The sequence below is a fragment of the Pseudoalteromonas sp. SA25 genome (assembly GCF_011378705.1).
Taxonomy (GTDB): domain Bacteria; phylum Pseudomonadota; class Gammaproteobacteria; order Enterobacterales; family Alteromonadaceae; genus Pseudoalteromonas; species Pseudoalteromonas arctica.
Genome location: NZ_WTKV01000007.1, coordinates 92,030 through 108,681 on the forward strand (window position 1 = coordinate 92,030; position 16,652 = coordinate 108,681).

The 16,652-nt window shown below is 40.0% G+C and carries 14 protein-coding genes; 6 read left to right on the forward strand and 8 right to left on the reverse strand.

The window, feature by feature from the left end; genetic code table 11:
• Positions 1–104 precede the first annotated feature (104 nt).
• Positions 105–1,742 carry a methyl-accepting chemotaxis protein gene (locus tag GQR45_RS07710; RefSeq protein ID WP_165725600.1) on the forward strand — a complete coding sequence of 546 codons (1,638 nt, stop codon included), beginning with the start codon at positions 105–107 and terminating at the stop codon, positions 1,740–1,742.
• A 72-nt stretch (positions 1,743–1,814) separates the two neighbouring features.
• Here GQR45_RS07710 and GQR45_RS07715 read toward each other — a convergent pair whose 3' ends face one another.
• Both GQR45_RS07715 and dinB read right to left on the reverse strand, forming a co-directional pair.
• Entirely contained in the window at positions 1,815–3,335 is a 1,521-nt protein-coding gene (locus GQR45_RS07715; protein WP_165725601.1) for a leucyl aminopeptidase family protein, read from the reverse strand.
• A gap of 129 nt (positions 3,336–3,464) precedes the next feature.
• Positions 3,465–4,517: a DNA polymerase IV gene (gene dinB / locus GQR45_RS07720; RefSeq protein ID WP_024590076.1), complete on the reverse strand. Its 1,053-nt coding sequence runs from the start codon at positions 4,515–4,517 to the stop codon at positions 3,465–3,467.
• A gap of 727 nt (positions 4,518–5,244) precedes the next feature.
• Between dinB and GQR45_RS07725 the strand changes: the two genes are divergently transcribed.
• The 3 genes from GQR45_RS07725 (at position 5,245) to GQR45_RS07735 (ending at position 7,781) form a co-directional block, all read left to right on the forward strand.
• A complete protein-coding gene (locus GQR45_RS07725; RefSeq protein ID WP_010553137.1) occupies positions 5,245–5,679 on the forward strand; it encodes a thioesterase family protein in 435 nt (144 codons plus the stop codon).
• A gap of 9 nt (positions 5,680–5,688) precedes the next feature.
• Complete coding sequence (locus GQR45_RS07730; RefSeq protein WP_165725602.1) at positions 5,689–6,741, forward strand: aldo/keto reductase; 1,053 nt, start codon at positions 5,689–5,691, stop codon at positions 6,739–6,741.
• Positions 6,742–6,857: 116 nt separating this feature from the next.
• Positions 6,858–7,781: an ABC transporter substrate-binding protein gene (locus tag GQR45_RS07735; protein WP_165725603.1), complete on the forward strand. Its 924-nt coding sequence runs from the start codon at positions 6,858–6,860 to the stop codon at positions 7,779–7,781.
• On the opposite strand, the gene GQR45_RS07740 is transcribed toward GQR45_RS07735, so the two are convergent.
• From GQR45_RS07740 to GQR45_RS07765, 6 genes are all read right to left on the reverse strand, one after another.
• Positions 7,732–8,352 (reverse strand): fumarylacetoacetate hydrolase family protein, encoded by a 621-nt coding sequence (locus GQR45_RS07740; protein WP_165725604.1) that lies wholly within the window; start codon positions 8,350–8,352, stop codon positions 7,732–7,734. The two genes, GQR45_RS07735 and GQR45_RS07740, sit on opposite strands and share 50 nt — an antisense overlap.
• 379 nt (positions 8,353–8,731) lie before the next feature.
• Positions 8,732–10,699 (reverse strand): hybrid sensor histidine kinase/response regulator, encoded by a 1,968-nt coding sequence (locus tag GQR45_RS07745; protein ID WP_165725605.1) that lies wholly within the window; start codon positions 10,697–10,699, stop codon positions 8,732–8,734.
• Positions 10,700–10,709: 10 nt separating this feature from the next.
• The gene (locus GQR45_RS07750) at positions 10,710–11,171 is read right to left on the reverse strand and encodes a response regulator (protein ID WP_007581526.1); all 462 of its coding nucleotides are present in this window, start codon (positions 11,169–11,171) and stop codon (positions 10,710–10,712) included.
• Positions 11,172–12,656: a sensor histidine kinase gene (locus GQR45_RS07755; protein WP_165725606.1), complete on the reverse strand. Its 1,485-nt coding sequence runs from the start codon at positions 12,654–12,656 to the stop codon at positions 11,172–11,174.
• Positions 12,657–12,694: 38 nt separating this feature from the next.
• Positions 12,695–12,904: a histidine kinase dimerization/phospho-acceptor domain-containing protein gene (locus GQR45_RS07760; protein ID WP_007581523.1), complete on the reverse strand. Its 210-nt coding sequence runs from the start codon at positions 12,902–12,904 to the stop codon at positions 12,695–12,697.
• A gap of 14 nt (positions 12,905–12,918) precedes the next feature.
• Positions 12,919–14,259 (reverse strand): sigma-54 dependent transcriptional regulator, encoded by a 1,341-nt coding sequence (locus GQR45_RS07765; RefSeq protein WP_010553131.1) that lies wholly within the window; start codon positions 14,257–14,259, stop codon positions 12,919–12,921.
• A gap of 233 nt (positions 14,260–14,492) precedes the next feature.
• Here GQR45_RS07765 and GQR45_RS07770 point away from each other — a divergent pair, with 233 nt between their 5' ends.
• Both GQR45_RS07770 and GQR45_RS07775 read left to right on the forward strand, forming a co-directional pair.
• Positions 14,493–15,008 carry an NUDIX hydrolase gene (locus tag GQR45_RS07770; protein ID WP_010553130.1) on the forward strand — a complete coding sequence of 172 codons (516 nt, stop codon included), beginning with the start codon at positions 14,493–14,495 and terminating at the stop codon, positions 15,006–15,008.
• A 218-nt stretch (positions 15,009–15,226) separates the two neighbouring features.
• Entirely contained in the window at positions 15,227–16,603 is a 1,377-nt protein-coding gene (locus GQR45_RS07775) for an NAD-dependent succinate-semialdehyde dehydrogenase (protein ID WP_007581517.1), read from the forward strand.
• Positions 16,604–16,652 lie beyond the last annotated feature (49 nt).

The following is a 16,652-nucleotide window of genomic DNA, read 5'->3' on the forward strand; positions in this document are numbered from 1 at the left end:
ATCAGCCTTTTTTTTGCATTAATGGGCGTTAAGCCTAGATTAAACTCTTTTTTTAGCTACGCTTATTCTATGCGCTAAAGCGCACACTTTTTGAGGATAAATGTATGCCTAGTCTACGTAGTTTTAGTATATTCCAACGTTTCTCGCTGCTCATAGCTATTGTTGTATTTGGGCTTATAGCGCTTAGTGTAGCCAGCCTAACTCACCAATATAGCTCTCTTAAAAACGAGCAGTACCTTAAAACACAAAATGTAGTAGAAACTGCGTACAGTATAATCGAGCACTTTTATGACCTTGAGAAAAATAATACTCTCACTCAACAACAAGCTCAATCGCAAGCACTTAATGCAATAAGAGCTCTGCGCTACGACAAAACCAATTACTTTTGGATTAACAATTACCAGCCAAAAATGGTTATGCATCCTATAAAACCTGCTCTTGAAGGAAAAGATTTAACCAATAATAAAGACCCTGACGGCAAAGCATTGTTTGTTGATATGGTTAATATAGTTAAACGCTCTGGCGAGGGATTTATTCCTTATAAATGGCCAAAACCAGGTAAAGAAAAACCAGTTGAAAAAATCGCATTTGTTAAAGGTTTTAATCAATGGCAATGGATTATTGGCTCAGGTGTTTATCTTGATTCAATTGACGAAGCATTTAGCGAGCAACGTAATCTAATAGTCGTCAGTGCAACAATTATGATTATTGCTGTTATTTTACTTAGTTACTTTATAGGCAAGAGCATTTTAATACCTACTCGTTTAGCAGCCGATATGATGAAAGATATTTCACAAGGTGAAGGCGATTTAACTCGTACATTAAATGAATCCGGTAACGATGAAATATCTGAACTATCACACTCATTTAATTTATTTGTTTTAAAAATGCGAGAGTCTCTTGTTCATGTATCACAAAGTGCAAACGATGTAAGCGAGCATGCGCATACAGTTGATGATTCAAGTAGAACAAGCCACTCGTTTATTGAGCTTCAAAACGATAGCTCAACCCAAGTTGCAGCTGCCATGGAGCAAATGACTCACCAAATACATGATGTAAGCCGTAACGCCGAAGCCGCAGAGCAAGCAGCTAAAGATGCAGCACAAAACGCATCAACGGGTAAAAATGTAGTTGCGCAAACAATTACAGCAATAGAAACACTCTCAAGCAACATAGAAACAGTCAGCCGTGTAACAGAAGATTTAGCCAACGAGAGCCATAATATAGGCTCTGTACTTGATGTAATAAGAAGCATATCGGAGCAAACAAACTTACTGGCATTAAACGCTGCCATTGAGGCTGCTCGCGCAGGAGAGCATGGCCGAGGGTTTGCTGTTGTTGCAGATGAAGTAAGAACATTGGCCAGTCGTACAGGGCAAAGTACCGACGAAATTCAAACCATGATCACTAAACTTCAAGAAGGTGCAAAAGCAGCAGTAGAAGCAGTTAAATCAAGCCAAGCACTTTCAGTTTCTACCGTAGATCAGGCGTCATCAGCCAATACTTCACTTAATGAAATAGAACGACTTGTTTCAATTATTACCGAAATGAACAGCCAAATCGCACGCGCCACAGAGCAGCAAACTCAAGCTGCCGACGAGGTTAATTTACGTATTAATGAGCTATCTCAATCAACTGAGCAATCATTAAATAATACTAAACAGCTTACCGATGCCAGTGATAATCTTAAACAAAGTAGCCAAGAGCTTTCGAGCGTAGTTAATCGTTTTAAATTAGATTAATCGATACCGTTCTCATAAAATGCAAAAAGCCCTGAATTAACAGGGCTTTTTTATTGCATGTAAGTTTTTAGCTTACAAACAGTAACGTGCAAACAAGCTCGTTACTGATGCAGCCGTTGGCTTGCCATGCTGCCAATCACCGCCTTCAACACCGCTTCCTGCAATGTCCATATGCACATAAGGCAAAGGTTGCGCAGAGTCGTTACCGTGCTTATCAAGCCCACCAACAATAGCCATAAACGCCATAGGGAACTGATGTCCACGCGCAGTAACTGCAGATGCCGCATTATTGCTCGAGAGTACATCGTCTGCTAGCGTGCGTGGTTTAATAAAGTCGTAATCTTCACGGCGAGAGCGCGATACTTCTGCGCCATCGGCCCACAAATCTCCAAGGTCAGCTATTTGACGTGAAACACCAGCGCTACGAGCTGGACCGTTTTCAACATACGCACCGTAAGGACCCATTGCACGTGCCGCGTGACCCGTTAATGTAGCAACAGTAAACAACGTTGGGTTTATTTCGCCTTTAGCTAAATCTTTCATTTCGCTAAGCAGGTCGCCCATTGCTAAGCGCCCTTCTGCATCGGTATTACCAATGCGTACACGGATACCTTCGCGGCTAGTAATAATTTCATCTGGCACAAAACAATCAGAACCAATAGAGTTACGAACAACAGCCAAGTACGATACTACTTTAACGCCTTTAGGCTGATAATCCGCAACGGCTTTCATAAAGCCCGCAACAGAAGCAGCGCCGCCTTTATCACGGCTCATGCCTGCCATATGGCCACCTACTTTTAAATCTGCACCGCCTGTATCGTATACAAGACCCTTACCTACAAACATAAGTGTACGAGTAATTTCGCCCTCTGGTACATATTCAAGCTTAACAACACGTGGGTGATGGCGCTCAACTGCATACGATGCACGAGCAACAGTGCTTAGCATTGGGTAGTTTTTATCAATAGCTGCAATATCATCAATTACGTCAACTGCAATGCTTGAGCCTTTAAATAAATCAACGCAGTAATCAGCAAAACGTGGTGGAGCCATACGCTCAGGTTCGGTGCCACACAAGTCACGCGCGGCATATTGGCCTGCAGCAATTGCATTAACAGCTTTGATTGTTTGCTCGCTTGCGCCAACTAAACCAATTTGAGTAATAGGTTCAATACTTTTACCGTGATATTCACGCGCTTCTAATGGCTGCCATAAGGCTTGGCAAGCGCCTAAATAAGCAACTTCTAAAGCATGCTGATAACGGCTATCGCCATTTAAATTTGGTAAAAATAATGCAGGGTTAACACTACCCGACGCTTTTGCTTCGTTAATTGCTAATTTAGCAGCATCAAAATAACGGCGAACATCGTCGTAATCTCTATTTAACGGACCCGTTGGCGCAAGTACAACGCGTTTGTTTTCAATCACTAATAAAGTAACTTGTTTACCAATACGAGAATCAACTTTTGCTTGGTCTAAAATAGCATCACGTAATGAGTTATTTGGTAATAGAGAAAAGTCATCACTAATAATAATAAGCGCATCATGAGATGTGCATTCAAGGCTTGCACTAACCGCTTGAGGGTATGCCATAAATAAAGTCCTGTTAGAAAACATAAGCCCCTATTATCGTCGATTTAAATATTGAAGACCAGCAAGGTGCGATGAGCTAATTATACAACTTGCCAATAAATGGCAACTTGGGGTTACAGGCTTTACAGCTTAATCGAGAATACTCAGTTGGAAGTTTTGTTCTGGCTCGCTTTTAATGCCAACGCCTATGCCAAGTAATCTTACAGGTTGTTGTAGCCCTCGTTGATAGGCCTTAGTAAGGAGTTGAATAAATATTTCTGTGTTTAGCTCGTGGTATGCCTGATCGGCTGAGGTCACTACAAAATTTGCAAACTTCACTTTAACACTCAGCTTATTAATACGGTTTTGTAATTGCTGTTTATTAAGCCTTAAAACTAATTCGTCTAACAATTTTGGCAGCTCATCTAAGCACTCTTGCAAACTTGTTTTATTGTATTCGTAGGTATGCTCAACACTCAGCGACTTTCTGATGCGATCTGTTGATACTTTACCAACATATTCACCTGCACATTTTTGATAAAGCGACACACCAAAATTACCCACATGTTGCTGCATCCAGTTAACGCCTTTTTCACGTACATCCTTGCCGGTATATAAGCCTTTTAAATTTAGCTTTTCGAGCGTTACTTTACCCACCCCCGGAATTTTCCCCAGCGGTAATTGCGCTAAAAAGTCATCGACCTCATGAGGCAAAACGACAAATTGACCATTCGGTTTTTTTTCGTCGCTGGCTATTTTGGCAATAAATTTAATCGGTGCAATGCCTGCTGATGCAGTGAGCCCGGTGGCATTGTAAATATCGGCTCTTATTTGCTGTGCAATAAGTGTGGCACTGCCTTTACAAGCGGTGCTGTCTGTTACATCTAGGTAGGCTTCGTCTAAAGAAAGAGGTTCAACTAAATCTGTGTAGCGGCTAAATACTTCACGTATTTGATTTGAAGCTTCTTTGTATACAGCCATGCGCCCAGGGACAATAACTAAATCGGGGCATAATTGTTTAGCATGATAGTTCGACATAGCCGATCGCACGCCATATTCTCTAGCTATATAGTTAGCGGTTGAGAGTACGCCTCGTCGGCTATTGCCTCCAATAGCAAGCGGTACACATGCAAGTTTTGGATTATCTCGCATTTCTACTGCTGCATAAAAGCAATCCATGTCTATGTGAATAAACTTCTTCATCACCACAACAATAACTGGTTATTTATACAGTCATTATTATAGAATCAAATGTGATAAGCAAGCCTAGGGCCTGTTTATCTTTCGAGGTTAAATTTGCAGCAGTATGTTTGGTATTTAGGCAAGGCAGAGCCTATGTAGTGTGGTTATTCCCCATAAATAGGCGATAACGTAGCACAAATGCCAAACATACGCTGCCCGAAGGGTTCTGCCTAGGGGCAATTTACTCTTTGTTGCCTACATGGATGTAGGTAAGGGGCGTGAGCAGGACGCGGAAGCTTTGCTCGGTTTTTACTTAGCCCACTAGGTCACAAACCTCGCGCCGCGATTAAATAGCCCCTAGATTGAAAAAATTTTAATCCTGAAAGGTCAACAGGCCCTAGTTAACTATTAAAAAAAGCGCTTATTACCTTCTTGCTCTTTATAACCGCGCAACCAAAACATAACCTCGAAAAAAAACCCCGCTAACATCAAAATAATAGCGCCTGATTCGTTACCCATTGCGTAACAGGTAAAAGAGGCTATAAAAACCAAACAAGCTAAGGACCAGTTAATTATGTTCTGCATATTTCTACCTCTGTGTGTTTTCTGTGTTTGTCTGTGTAATTTAACTGTAGACCTAAAATTAAATAGGTACAATCATCTTATAAAAAAACATGCCATTAATTACCTTGAGCTCGTAACCCCATGTTGATAATCTAAGTACTTTAAAATTAAGGGCCAATAAATAATGCAAACGTTTAAAGATCAGCACCCTATCCATACCGACATCACCGTAGCGTGGGCTGATATGGATGCACTACAACACGTAAATAATGTAGTGTATTTACGTTACTTTGAAATAGCCCGAATCGACTTCTTAAATAAAATAAATCTGTTCGATACAATAAGCCCTAATGGCGTGGGCCCGGTAATAAGCGAAAATAACATTCGTTATAAACGCCCAGTTACATTCCCAGATACGCTTACAGTCGGTGTTACTATTTCTGATATAAAAACAGACCGATTTGTTATGAATTACACCGTATTTAGTCACGCACAAAACGCTATAACAACAACAGGCACTTCAAAAGTGGTTATGTTTGATTTTGAAACAGGCCAAAAAGCCCTCATTGCAGAGCCTCTTTTATCGGCGTTAGTTAGCTACTCTCAAGACGAGCAATAAGGAATTCTCATGCAATACAGCCCACTTGGCAGCAGTGGTATTAACGTTTCAAGAGTATGTTTAGGCAGTATGACTTGGGGTAAACAAAATACTCAAAGCGATGCTGATGAACAAATAGCCTACGCGCTAGAGCAAGGCGTAAACTTTATTGATACAGCCGAAATGTATGCAGTACCGCCCTCTCCAGAGACCTACGGAAAAACTGAGGAAATTATTGGCGATTGGCTATCACGTAATCAGCAAAAGCGCAGCGATGTGGTACTTGCTACAAAAATTGCAGGCAATGGATTATCGTGGGTACGTGATGGTGGCAATATTACGCGCCAAACGGTAATAGAAGCCGTAGACGATTCACTTAAGCGCCTTAAAACCGACTACATTGATTTATATCAGCTGCATTGGCCAAACCGCTCTACCCCGCACTTTGGCAGACAATGGCCCGGCACTCTTAAATTTACCGACGTAAATACACAAGAGCAGCAAGCTAGTATGCTTGATATTCTAGAGGGCCTTAATGAATGTGTTAAAGCAGGTAAAATTAAGCACTGCGGTTTATCTGACGATACGCCATGGGGTATAAGCCAGTTTTTAAGTTTGGCCAAAGAGCATAACTTACCGCGTATGGTATCTATTCAAAATGAGTTTAGCTTAGCGCACGCTAAAGACTGGCCGTATTTAATAGAACAATGTGTACACGAAGATATTGCCTACTTACCGTGGTCGCCTTTAGCGGCTGGTTTATTAACGGGTAAATACCTAAACGGTGCTCGCCCAGAAGGATCACGTTGGACCTTCATGCAGCGCAACGGTATTTTTAGAGATACACCCAATGCAGAGCAAGCCACTAAGCAGTATGTTGATCTGGCTCATGCAAACAATATTACTCCAGCACAACTAGCACTCGCATGGTGTAACCAAGTAGATGGCGTAACCTCTTCAATTATTGGTGCAACAAGCATAGCCCAATTAAAAGAAGATATTGATGCATTTAACATCACGTTAAGCGACGAAATTCTTAGTGAGATTAACACTATATTTAAAAACTATCCTATGCCTTATTAAGCATATACCAGTTAAAAGCAGCCTTGAACAAGGCTGCTTTTAACTAAAATATTTGACCCTACTACAACCAACACTATACTTTAATTAAGTTTTCTTAATTCAATGAACACTTATCAATGCTGAAAAGCGGATACTATGCATTTTGTCTATTAATTGTATTTAACGCGCATGCTGTTGAACAAAAATTACAGCCTCTAGAAGAAATTATTTGGCTGCAAAGTTACACGCCCCCTTTTCATATAGCTAAAAGCGAAAGTGCACCACAAGGCGGTATTTGCGACAACCTAACCGAGCAACTCATTAGAACCATAACAGATGTAAAGCATACCCGCTTAATTGTCTCTCAGCAGCGTATAAATAAATATTTAAGTGAAGGAAAAAACGTATGCTTCCCGTGTGTTATTTATAAAAAACATAATAACCAACTACTTAACTACTCAAATCCAACAACGGTATATCCCCCATTTTCAATTATCACGACTAAAGAGCTAAAGCCCAAATTAGAAGAAAAGCACGGCTCGCCTATTCACCTTATTAATTTATTAACCGACCCGCAATACGTATACGGGCAAGCTGCTGCACGTAAATTTACAACTAAAATTAATACAATTATTGAAAATACAAAACGAGATAAAGAGTCGTCGTTAAGTTGGAGTAGCGAAAATGAAAGTCAGGCTGTTATAGCACGCTTGAGTCACGGCTTTTTAGACTACTCAATTGATTACCCGTTTATGGCCGATTACTTTAATAAACAAGGAGAATATACGAATATAGAGAGTGTACCAATTGCAGAAAATGACATTCAATTTATACGAGGAGCAATAGGTTGTGCGGCTAACGCACCTAATAATTTTGCACAGCAAGCGCTTAAAAAAATTAACCGCGCACTAAAAAACAATGTACTACAATCGCCTGAGTATCAACAAAGTCAGCATAATTGGCTTAAAACTACCTTTGCCGACTTTGATCAACACTACCAACAGCAAGTTATTAATTTTTACTTACTTGCCACTGATGCTCAAGCAAGCACTGATCGTTAGTATAAAGTGCCACAGCAAAAATACTTTTAGCTGTTACCTCACCTACGCCCGACGGTGTGCCTGTCATTACTACGTCACCATCTTCTAAGCTCATAAATTCACTAATTTCTTGTAAAATTGAGTCCGGGCTATGCAACATAAAATGAGTATCGCCTTGCTGAACTACTTTATTATTAATTTTAAGTTCAAAGCTAAAGTGCTTCATTACATCAGTTAGCGCTACAAAATCAGTTAAAATTACAGAGCCGTCGAACGCTTTAGCGCGCTCCCATGGAAGTCCTTTATTTTTTAATTTACTTTGCACAGTACGCTTAGTTAAATCAAGGCCGAGTCCAACCCCTACAAATTTTTTATTTTTAACTACAAAACATAGCTCGGTTTCATAATGCAGTGTATCGCCGTTATGAGCCGCAAATAACGTATTTGTAATCGCGCTATTTGGTTTGTTAAATAAAACCATTTGATCTGGTGTTTCGTTGTTTAGCTCTGCAATATGTGCGGTATAGTTTCGACCAACACAGACTACTTTTGATGGTGTTAATTCTTCAGATACTAACTTTATTGAATACATATAAATAATGTCTCAGTTATTGGACCTGTTGACCTTTCAGGATTAAAATTTGTTCAATCTAGGGGCTATTTAATCGCGGCGCGAGGTTTGTAACCTAGTGGGCTCGATAACTGCTCCTGCGTTATTCTACTGACTTACATCCATGTAAGAATAAGTAAAAACCGAGCAAAGCTTCCGCGTCCTGCTCACGCCCCTTACCTAAATCCATGTAGGCAACAAAGAGTAAATAGCCCCTGGGCAGAACCCTTCGGGCAGCGCATGTTTGGCATTTGTGCTACGTTATCGCCTATTTATGGGGAATAACCACACTACACAGGCTCTGCCTTGCCTAAATACCAAACATACTGCTGCAAATTTAACCTCGAAAGATAAACAGGCCCTAGCTAATAAGCGTTTCAAGTAAGCTCAAATTAATAGGTTTAAGTAAAACTCGGTCAATATTTAAATCTTTTATTTCTCTAGGGTCTGGCTCTGCGCCACTTACAATCACCAAGCGTAGCTCTGGATATCGCTCATTAATCTGCTTGCCTAAATCAATGCCACGCCCATCGGGTAAATGCATGTCTAACAATACCTTATTAAATTGCTGGTCGTGATTAAGTATTTGCAAACATTGTGCGCAGCTAGACGCAATGACGGTTTCAACGCCTAGACTTTCTAAAAGTAGCTGCGTAATTTGCGCTGCATCGTGATCGTCTTCAACAAGTAAAAAGCGCTGCTTTTTCTCGGTTAAGCCCTTACTACAATTTATATCTTTAGCTTGCGGTGCATGCTCTGGCGCTACCAAATAATCTTGCAAACATTGATATAAAGCCGCGCTATCAACAGGTTTTGGTATTACATCGTTAAAGCCAAGTGCAGCAAGCTCCTCATGTATGCCTTTCATAGTAGCGGCAGTGAGCGCGATTATTGGGCCTTTGTAACCCATTTTCCTAAGCTCTATGGTAGCTTCCTTGCCGCCCATTACAGGCATATGAATATCAATAAAAATAATGTCGTAAGGCGCTTTATACGCATCTGCAATACGCACTTTTTCAAGCGCTTGTTGGCCATGTTCGGCATAATCGACGCGCGCACCACAGGTACTGATCATATGACCAACTAGCATGCGTAAATCACGTAAATCATCAACTACTAATACTCGCCCATGCACTTTACATGGAGCCGATTTACTTTGTAGTTGCGGCGCACTGCTAAAATTAAGTACCTGTCGTTCTACTTCGCTAATATCACCTGGGTAAACCGAAATAGTAAACGTAGAGCCTTTACCAATTTCAGAATGCAAACTAATATCACCGTGCATACGTGCTAACAATTCAGCACATATTGCCAAGCCTAAGCCTGCGCCACCTACAGAGCGTGATTCTACATCAGCTATTTGTTCAAATGGCTTGAATATTAGTTCTTGTTTTTCAGGGGCAATGCCCATGCCTGAGTCTTTAATGCTAAAAAATAGCATTTCACGATCATCAACCCACTGCGTCCACGCATTAACAACAATTTCGCCTTTATCGGTAAATTTAACCGCATTGTTTATTAGATTTATTAAAATTTGGCGAACTCTTGTTGCATCAAGTCGTGCAACCAAAGGTAATGGCTGATGAGATTCAAAGCGCAGCGTAAGGCCCTTATCTAGCACCGATACGCGCATTAGCGTGTATACATCGGCAAGCATGCTATCAAGGTTAACTTCGCTTAGGGTAAGTTCCAGTTTATCGGCGGCTATTTTAGATAAGTCGAGCACATCGTTTAACAGGCTCAATAAATGTTTACCGTTTCGATAAATAACACCCAATTCATTTTCTGCTTGCTGACTAAAGTCGCTCTGCATTAATAGTTCGGTGTAACCTAAAATAGACGATAGAGGAGTACGTAATTCGTGGCTTAAATGAGCTAAAAAGCGGTCTTTTGAGCGATTTTCAGCTTCGGCCTTTAAACGCTCTACTCGCTCGCCTTCAACATCTTTACGAGCAAGTGCATAACGAATAGCGCGCGCAAAGCGGCTCGAACTCATTTCTGTTTTTATTAAGTAATCTACTGCACCGGCATCAAGCGCTGCCGAGTCTAACTCGTCGTTTGACTGCCCGGTAAGCATAATTATGGGACCGCTAAAGCCATTAGCAATCGCTTCTTTTAATACATCTAAACCATTAGATGCACCCAAGCGGTAATCAAGCAGGCAAATGTCATGCTCGTTTTTACTAAGCGTTGCAATTGCCTGCTCTGGGGAACTTATCCATTGAATGTTAAACGTGTGTGAATCCAATTGGTCCAGATAGTCGCAGGTGAGTATGTAATCATCTTCATCATCTTCTACAAGCAGCAACTGAGTCACTTTATCTAACATACAATCTCCATTAATCGTTAAATGTTGTCGGTAGCTCTACAAACTCTACCCAGTATTTTCCTAGCGTTTTCATCAAATCAACTAAACCATCAAACGTCACTGGCTTAGTAATATAAGATGCGGCACCTAAGTTATACCCTTTAACCATGTCTTCTTCTTGCTTAGACGTAGTTAAAATAACAACCGGAATTCCCTTTAAATTAGGGTTTGCTTTTATAGCTTCAAGTGCTTCACGACCATCCATTCTTGGCATGTTTAAATCAAGTAATATCAATCCTGGTCGTGGCGACACTGTTTTGTCTTCAAACTTACCTTTACGTTCTAAATATTCAAGTAACTCAACGCCATCTTCAACAAAATGAAGTTCGTTAAGTACACGGCTTTCAGCAAGGGCATCTTGTGTTAACAAACGATCATCTTCATCATCATCTGCCATTAAAATAGTAATAGGTTTTACTTTTGAATAGGGCATTTAAGCCTCTCCTTGCAATGTGAAAAGCGCAGCTTCCACAGGTAGTTTTATAATGAAGGTTGCACCTTCACCGTCTTTACTTTTTGCTGTAATTGTTCCGCCATGACGTTCCACAATACGCCTACATACAGAAAGGCCAATACCTGTGCCTTTATATTGTGAGCGACCGTGCAAACGTTGAAACGGTACAAATATTTTATCGGCATAGTCTTGTGAAAAACCAATACCGTTATCTTCTATGGTAATAACTTGAAAACTTAAATGTGCATTATGATCCGCACTAAATATGTCTTTATCCTGATAGCTGATTTTTATATGTGGACTTACATCTGGGCGCCTAAATTTAACAGCGTTCGACAATAAGTTTAAAAACAGCTGCTGCATTTGGCTTTTATCAGCCTGAATAACCGGCAAGTCTTCTACATCAATTTGTGCATCTGACTCTTTTATCGCAATCTCTAAATCACTTAATATATCGGTTACTACTTCGTTTAAATTTGTATCATCGAAGTCTTTGCCGCGTGTAGTAATACGCGAGAACTCTAATAGGTCATTAATTAAGTTAGACATACGTTGCGCTGCATTTTTCATGCGGCCAATGTAATCAATCCCTTTTTCACCAAGCTCATCTTTAAACATGGTTTCTAGGCGGTCACTAAAGGCTTGAATTTTTCTAAGCGGTTCTTGTAAATCATGGCTCGCTACAAAAGCAAACTCTTCAAGCTCTCGATTACTTCGGCTCAGTTCGTCAGAATACAACGTTAATTCTTGCGTACGCTCAGACACTTTAGTTGCTAAAGTCTCGTTTTGTTTTTCAAGCTCAAAACGATACTTAGCTGCATTTCTTAAATTAAGACGTGTCATTACAAACATACCGATAATAAGTAATAAGCTTGTGATTGCTGTAATAGCAAACGTGATTTTAGCTTCATTCTTAATTTGCGCTAACTTTGAAAAATGGCTCACTTTAAAGAGTAATTCACGGTCTTGAATTTCATTAACATACTCTCTAATTTGCTTATAAAGCTCCCGACCTTTATGTGTATTTAACACATAAATTGCACGTCGCTCTTTGTCATCCAATGCTAGGTTTACAGTTTGCTTCAGCTCTTTAATTTTGCTATCAACTAGTACTAACAACTGAGCAATACGCTCAGCTTGGCCGTCAATCTCAGAGTGTAGTGACTTAACATGATCTGTTTGAGCTTCAATTTGTTCAATAGCATCGTAATAAGGCGTTAAATAGTCAGTCTCTTCTGTTAATAGATAACCGCGCTGACCAGACTCAGCCTGCACTATTGATAAATGCAGTTGCTCAATTGCCGTTGTCAGCATATTAGTGTTATCTAAACTCTTTTGGGTTTGCGTTAAACCTTGAATCGTATTCAATGCTAAAACTGCGTTACCTACAATAATACTTAACACAACAACTATAAAAGCTGCCCAAGTAACATTCGCTTTACCTTGCTGTTTTTGCTTGCTCATTTAGCTTCCCGAATTAGAGTTTGTACAACACTTACTATTTATTGAGAGTCAGTTATTTTTTGTAAACTTTCACTACACTGTTGGCAATTGTTAATAATTTTATCAAGTGCATCTAGCGCTTTTTCTTTTGGCATATCGTTTTCAAGTACCAACTTAATAAGCTCTGCATTCATCGATATACGATTAAGCGGCGCTCTTGCATCGTGTACTAATTTATTTAGTTGCTCTGTTTGGTTATCGGATGTCATGCCCTTCCTCAAATCTATTTATATTCGCCAATACCGCCATATGCATTAAGGCGGTTATAAAGTGTTTTGGTGCTAATACCCAGCATTTGTGCAGCAAGCGTTTTATTACCTTGCACCTTATCAAGCGTTGCATGAATAAGTTCTTTTTCAACTTCTTCAATGGTTTGTCCTGCTGATACTGGCTTTTCGGCCGCTTGATTATTAACGCGCGAAAAAGGCGACTCTAAGTTATCAGGTAGAGTAATATCGCTAGTTTGCGGATCGCTCATAATAAATGCACGGTGTATAGCGTGGCGAAGCTCTCGCACATTACCTGGCCATTCATAGCTTTGTAACTCTTTGAGCTGCGCTGGCGTCCAACTAAATGGGGTACCGTTTTCATCATTAAGCTGATCTAAAAATGCTTTAGCTAATAAAGGAATATCTTCTTTTCTATCGCGAAGTGGCGGTATATCAATAGGAAAAACAGCCAACCTAAAGTAAATATCTTCACGAATAATATTATTTTGCGCTAAATCGGTAAGCGAGCGGTTAGTGGCTGAAATAACACGACAATTGGTTGGTATTTCTCTGTTACCACCTACGCGTGTTACTTTTTTAGTTTCAAGCACTCGCAGTAAATTTGGCTGCATATCAATTGGCATTTCGGTTACTTCATCTAAAAACAAAGTACCGTTATTTGATTGCTCAAACACACCTTCTTTACGTGCAATTGCGCCTGTAAATGCGCCTTTTTCGTGGCCAAATAACTCACTACCAATTAACTCTTTTGAAAGTGCGCCACAGTTGCTAGCAACTAATGGGCCTTCGCACTGGCTTGCGTTATGAATAGCTTGAGCCACTACTTCTTTACCTGCACCACTTTCACCCATAAGCATCACGTTAGCGTTTGTTTTAGCTACGCGTTCAATCATGTTGTATAGTTTTTGCATTGGCTCAGACTCACCAATTAACCCACCAAAGTGGCGTGTAATACCGCTCGACTTGGCTTTTTTAACTGTTTTTTTAGGGCCATTTAAAACGAGTTCTAAATCTTCGCGTTGTAATGGTTTTAATAAATGCCCTACATTTGGCTCACACATTTCAGCTAAAATGCCTTTAACTGAAGGATGACCCGATATAAGTGTAATTTTTGGAGATTGCCCAATCGTTTTTAAATGATCAAGTAAGTGCAAACCGCTACCATCAGGTAACATAAAATCAAGTAGCACATGGTCAAAGGTATTATTTTCAAACCATTGATGTGCTTCTTTTAAACTGGTGGCGGTGCTTATATTGTGGCCGAGGAATTCGACTATGTGGCAAACAACGTCACTAAATTCAACGTCATCGTCTACTAAAAGTATGTCTAACATGATAAATCCCTATGCTTTTTTTCTTATTCTACGCATCCTAAATATTAATTTAAAGGCACGCCTAGAATCTAATTACTTAAATAGCTAAGTAATCCAATGCTATTTATTTTACCAACCTTACATTTACGTATGCTTAAAAAAAACGATCACAAATTACGAAAAATAATTAAAATCGTTTCTATTTGTAGAATGGTAGCAACTGTTATCATTAGAAGCTTAAAAAAGGAGACGAAATGCAGCAATTAAAAACCTTAGTTCATTCAGGTATTAATATTGACCACGGTAGTCAGTTTACGCGCTTAACAGCTCGCGCCATTGTTATTAAAAATAATAAAATACTTTTAATGTATACAAACCGCTATGAAGATTACAGCTTACCTGGTGGCGGAGTAGATGAAGGCGAAAGTATTGAACAAGGCTTAATTCGCGAACTAAGCGAAGAAACCGGTGCACAACAAATAAGTGTAGTTAAAGCCTTTGGACTCTATGAAGAGTATCGCCCTTGGTATAAAGAAGACTTTGATATTATCCATATCAAATCGTATTGCTTTGTATGTAATATTGCCGACGAGTTTGGCAAAGCACAGTTAGAGCATTATGAGCAGCAAAATGGCATGACTGCTAAATGGGTTGATATTAACGATGCAATTGCTCATAACGAGCGCACACTTGCTAACAGTGAAAAACAAGGACTCTCCATTTTACGAGAAACCTACCTACTAAAGCGCATTGCTAAAGAACTTCTATAAGTTGAATAAGCATGAGCAGTCAACCTTGTAAATTTTGCATCAATCAGAACTTTTTACTGCTTTGGATAATATATTCATAGTAGTAAAAAGTTATTAGCAGAATAAAAAACCCAAAATAGATAATACATTTCAATAGCTTGAGATTAATTAATACTGTTTTTTTGATATTGGCTTTCGTTTTGCACCCTTATAGATAATTAATTTGTAAGGAGATAGAAATGAGTAACACAGTTAAAACGATTAATCCGGCAACTGAGCAAACCATTGAAACCTACACGCTACTTTCTCAAAAAGAAGCAGAACAGGTAATCGAAAAATCTCACGAAACATATTTAAAATGGCGCTTAACGTCGTTCACTGAACGTGCGAGATATCTTAATAAGTTAGCCTCACTTTTCGAAGAGCAAAAAGAATCTATCGCAAAACTCATGACCGAAGAAATGGGTAAAGTATACGAGCAAGGCTTTCAAGAAGTTGAACTATGTGCAGGAATTTGTCGTTACACAGCCGAACAAGGCCCACAAGTACTTGCTGACGAAGAACGTGATATGGACGGCGGCCGTGCAATTATCAGCTACCAACCAACAGGTGTACTGTTAGGTATTCAACCGTGGAACTTCCCGCTTTATCAGGTAATTCGCTACAGTGCTGCCAACATAATGGCGGGTAACACAACCGTATTAAAACATGCTGGTAACGTATTTGGCATGGCTGAAAAAATTGAAGAGCTATTTAAACAAGCCGGTTTCCCAGAGTACTGTTTCAGCAACTTACTCATCGACGGTAAAACCGCCAGCTCACTCATTGCGCACAAAGCAATTAGCGGCGTAACCTTTACGGGTAGTGATGCCACAGGTAAAAAAGTAGCTGCAGAAGCGGGTAAACACGCTAAAAAAACAGTGTTAGAACTGGGTAGCAACGATGCATACTTAGTACTTGATGACGCTGATTTAGAGCTTGCAGTTAAAACCTGTGTAACAGGTCGCATGATCAATAACGGCGAAACGTGTGTTTCAGCTAAACGTTATGTTGTTGTTGAGTCACTTTACGATGACTTTAAAGCACAAATTAAAGAGCAGTTCGAAGCCATGAAAATGGGCGACCCAATGGCAGATGGCACAGACTTAGGCCCAATGGCTCGTGAAGATTTACGCGACGGCATTCACGACCAAGTAATGGAATCAGTTAAAGCAGGTGCAAACATAGTAACGGGTGGCGAAATACCATCGCAAACAGGTTACTACTACCCACCAACGCTACTCGATAACTTATCACCTGGCATGCCGGCCTACGATGACGAATTATTTGGCCCTGTCGCTTCGCTTATTAAAGCGAAAGATAACGACGATGCTATGCGCATTGCCAACGATTCTCGCTACGGTTTAGGCGGTGGTATTTTCTCAAAAGATGAGAAAAAAGCCATTGAGCTTGCTAAAAAGTACTTCGACACCGGCATGATCAACATTAACGGCTACGGTTTAGCACAACCTAACCTACCATTTGGTGGCGTTAAAGGCAGTGGCTACGGCAGAGAACACGGCGGTTTTGGTATGCGTGAATTTGTTAATGTTAAAAGCATTATGATCGCCAACTAATTTAGCTGCATAAATGTTTTAAATACAGATTCTAATATGTGTTTAAAAC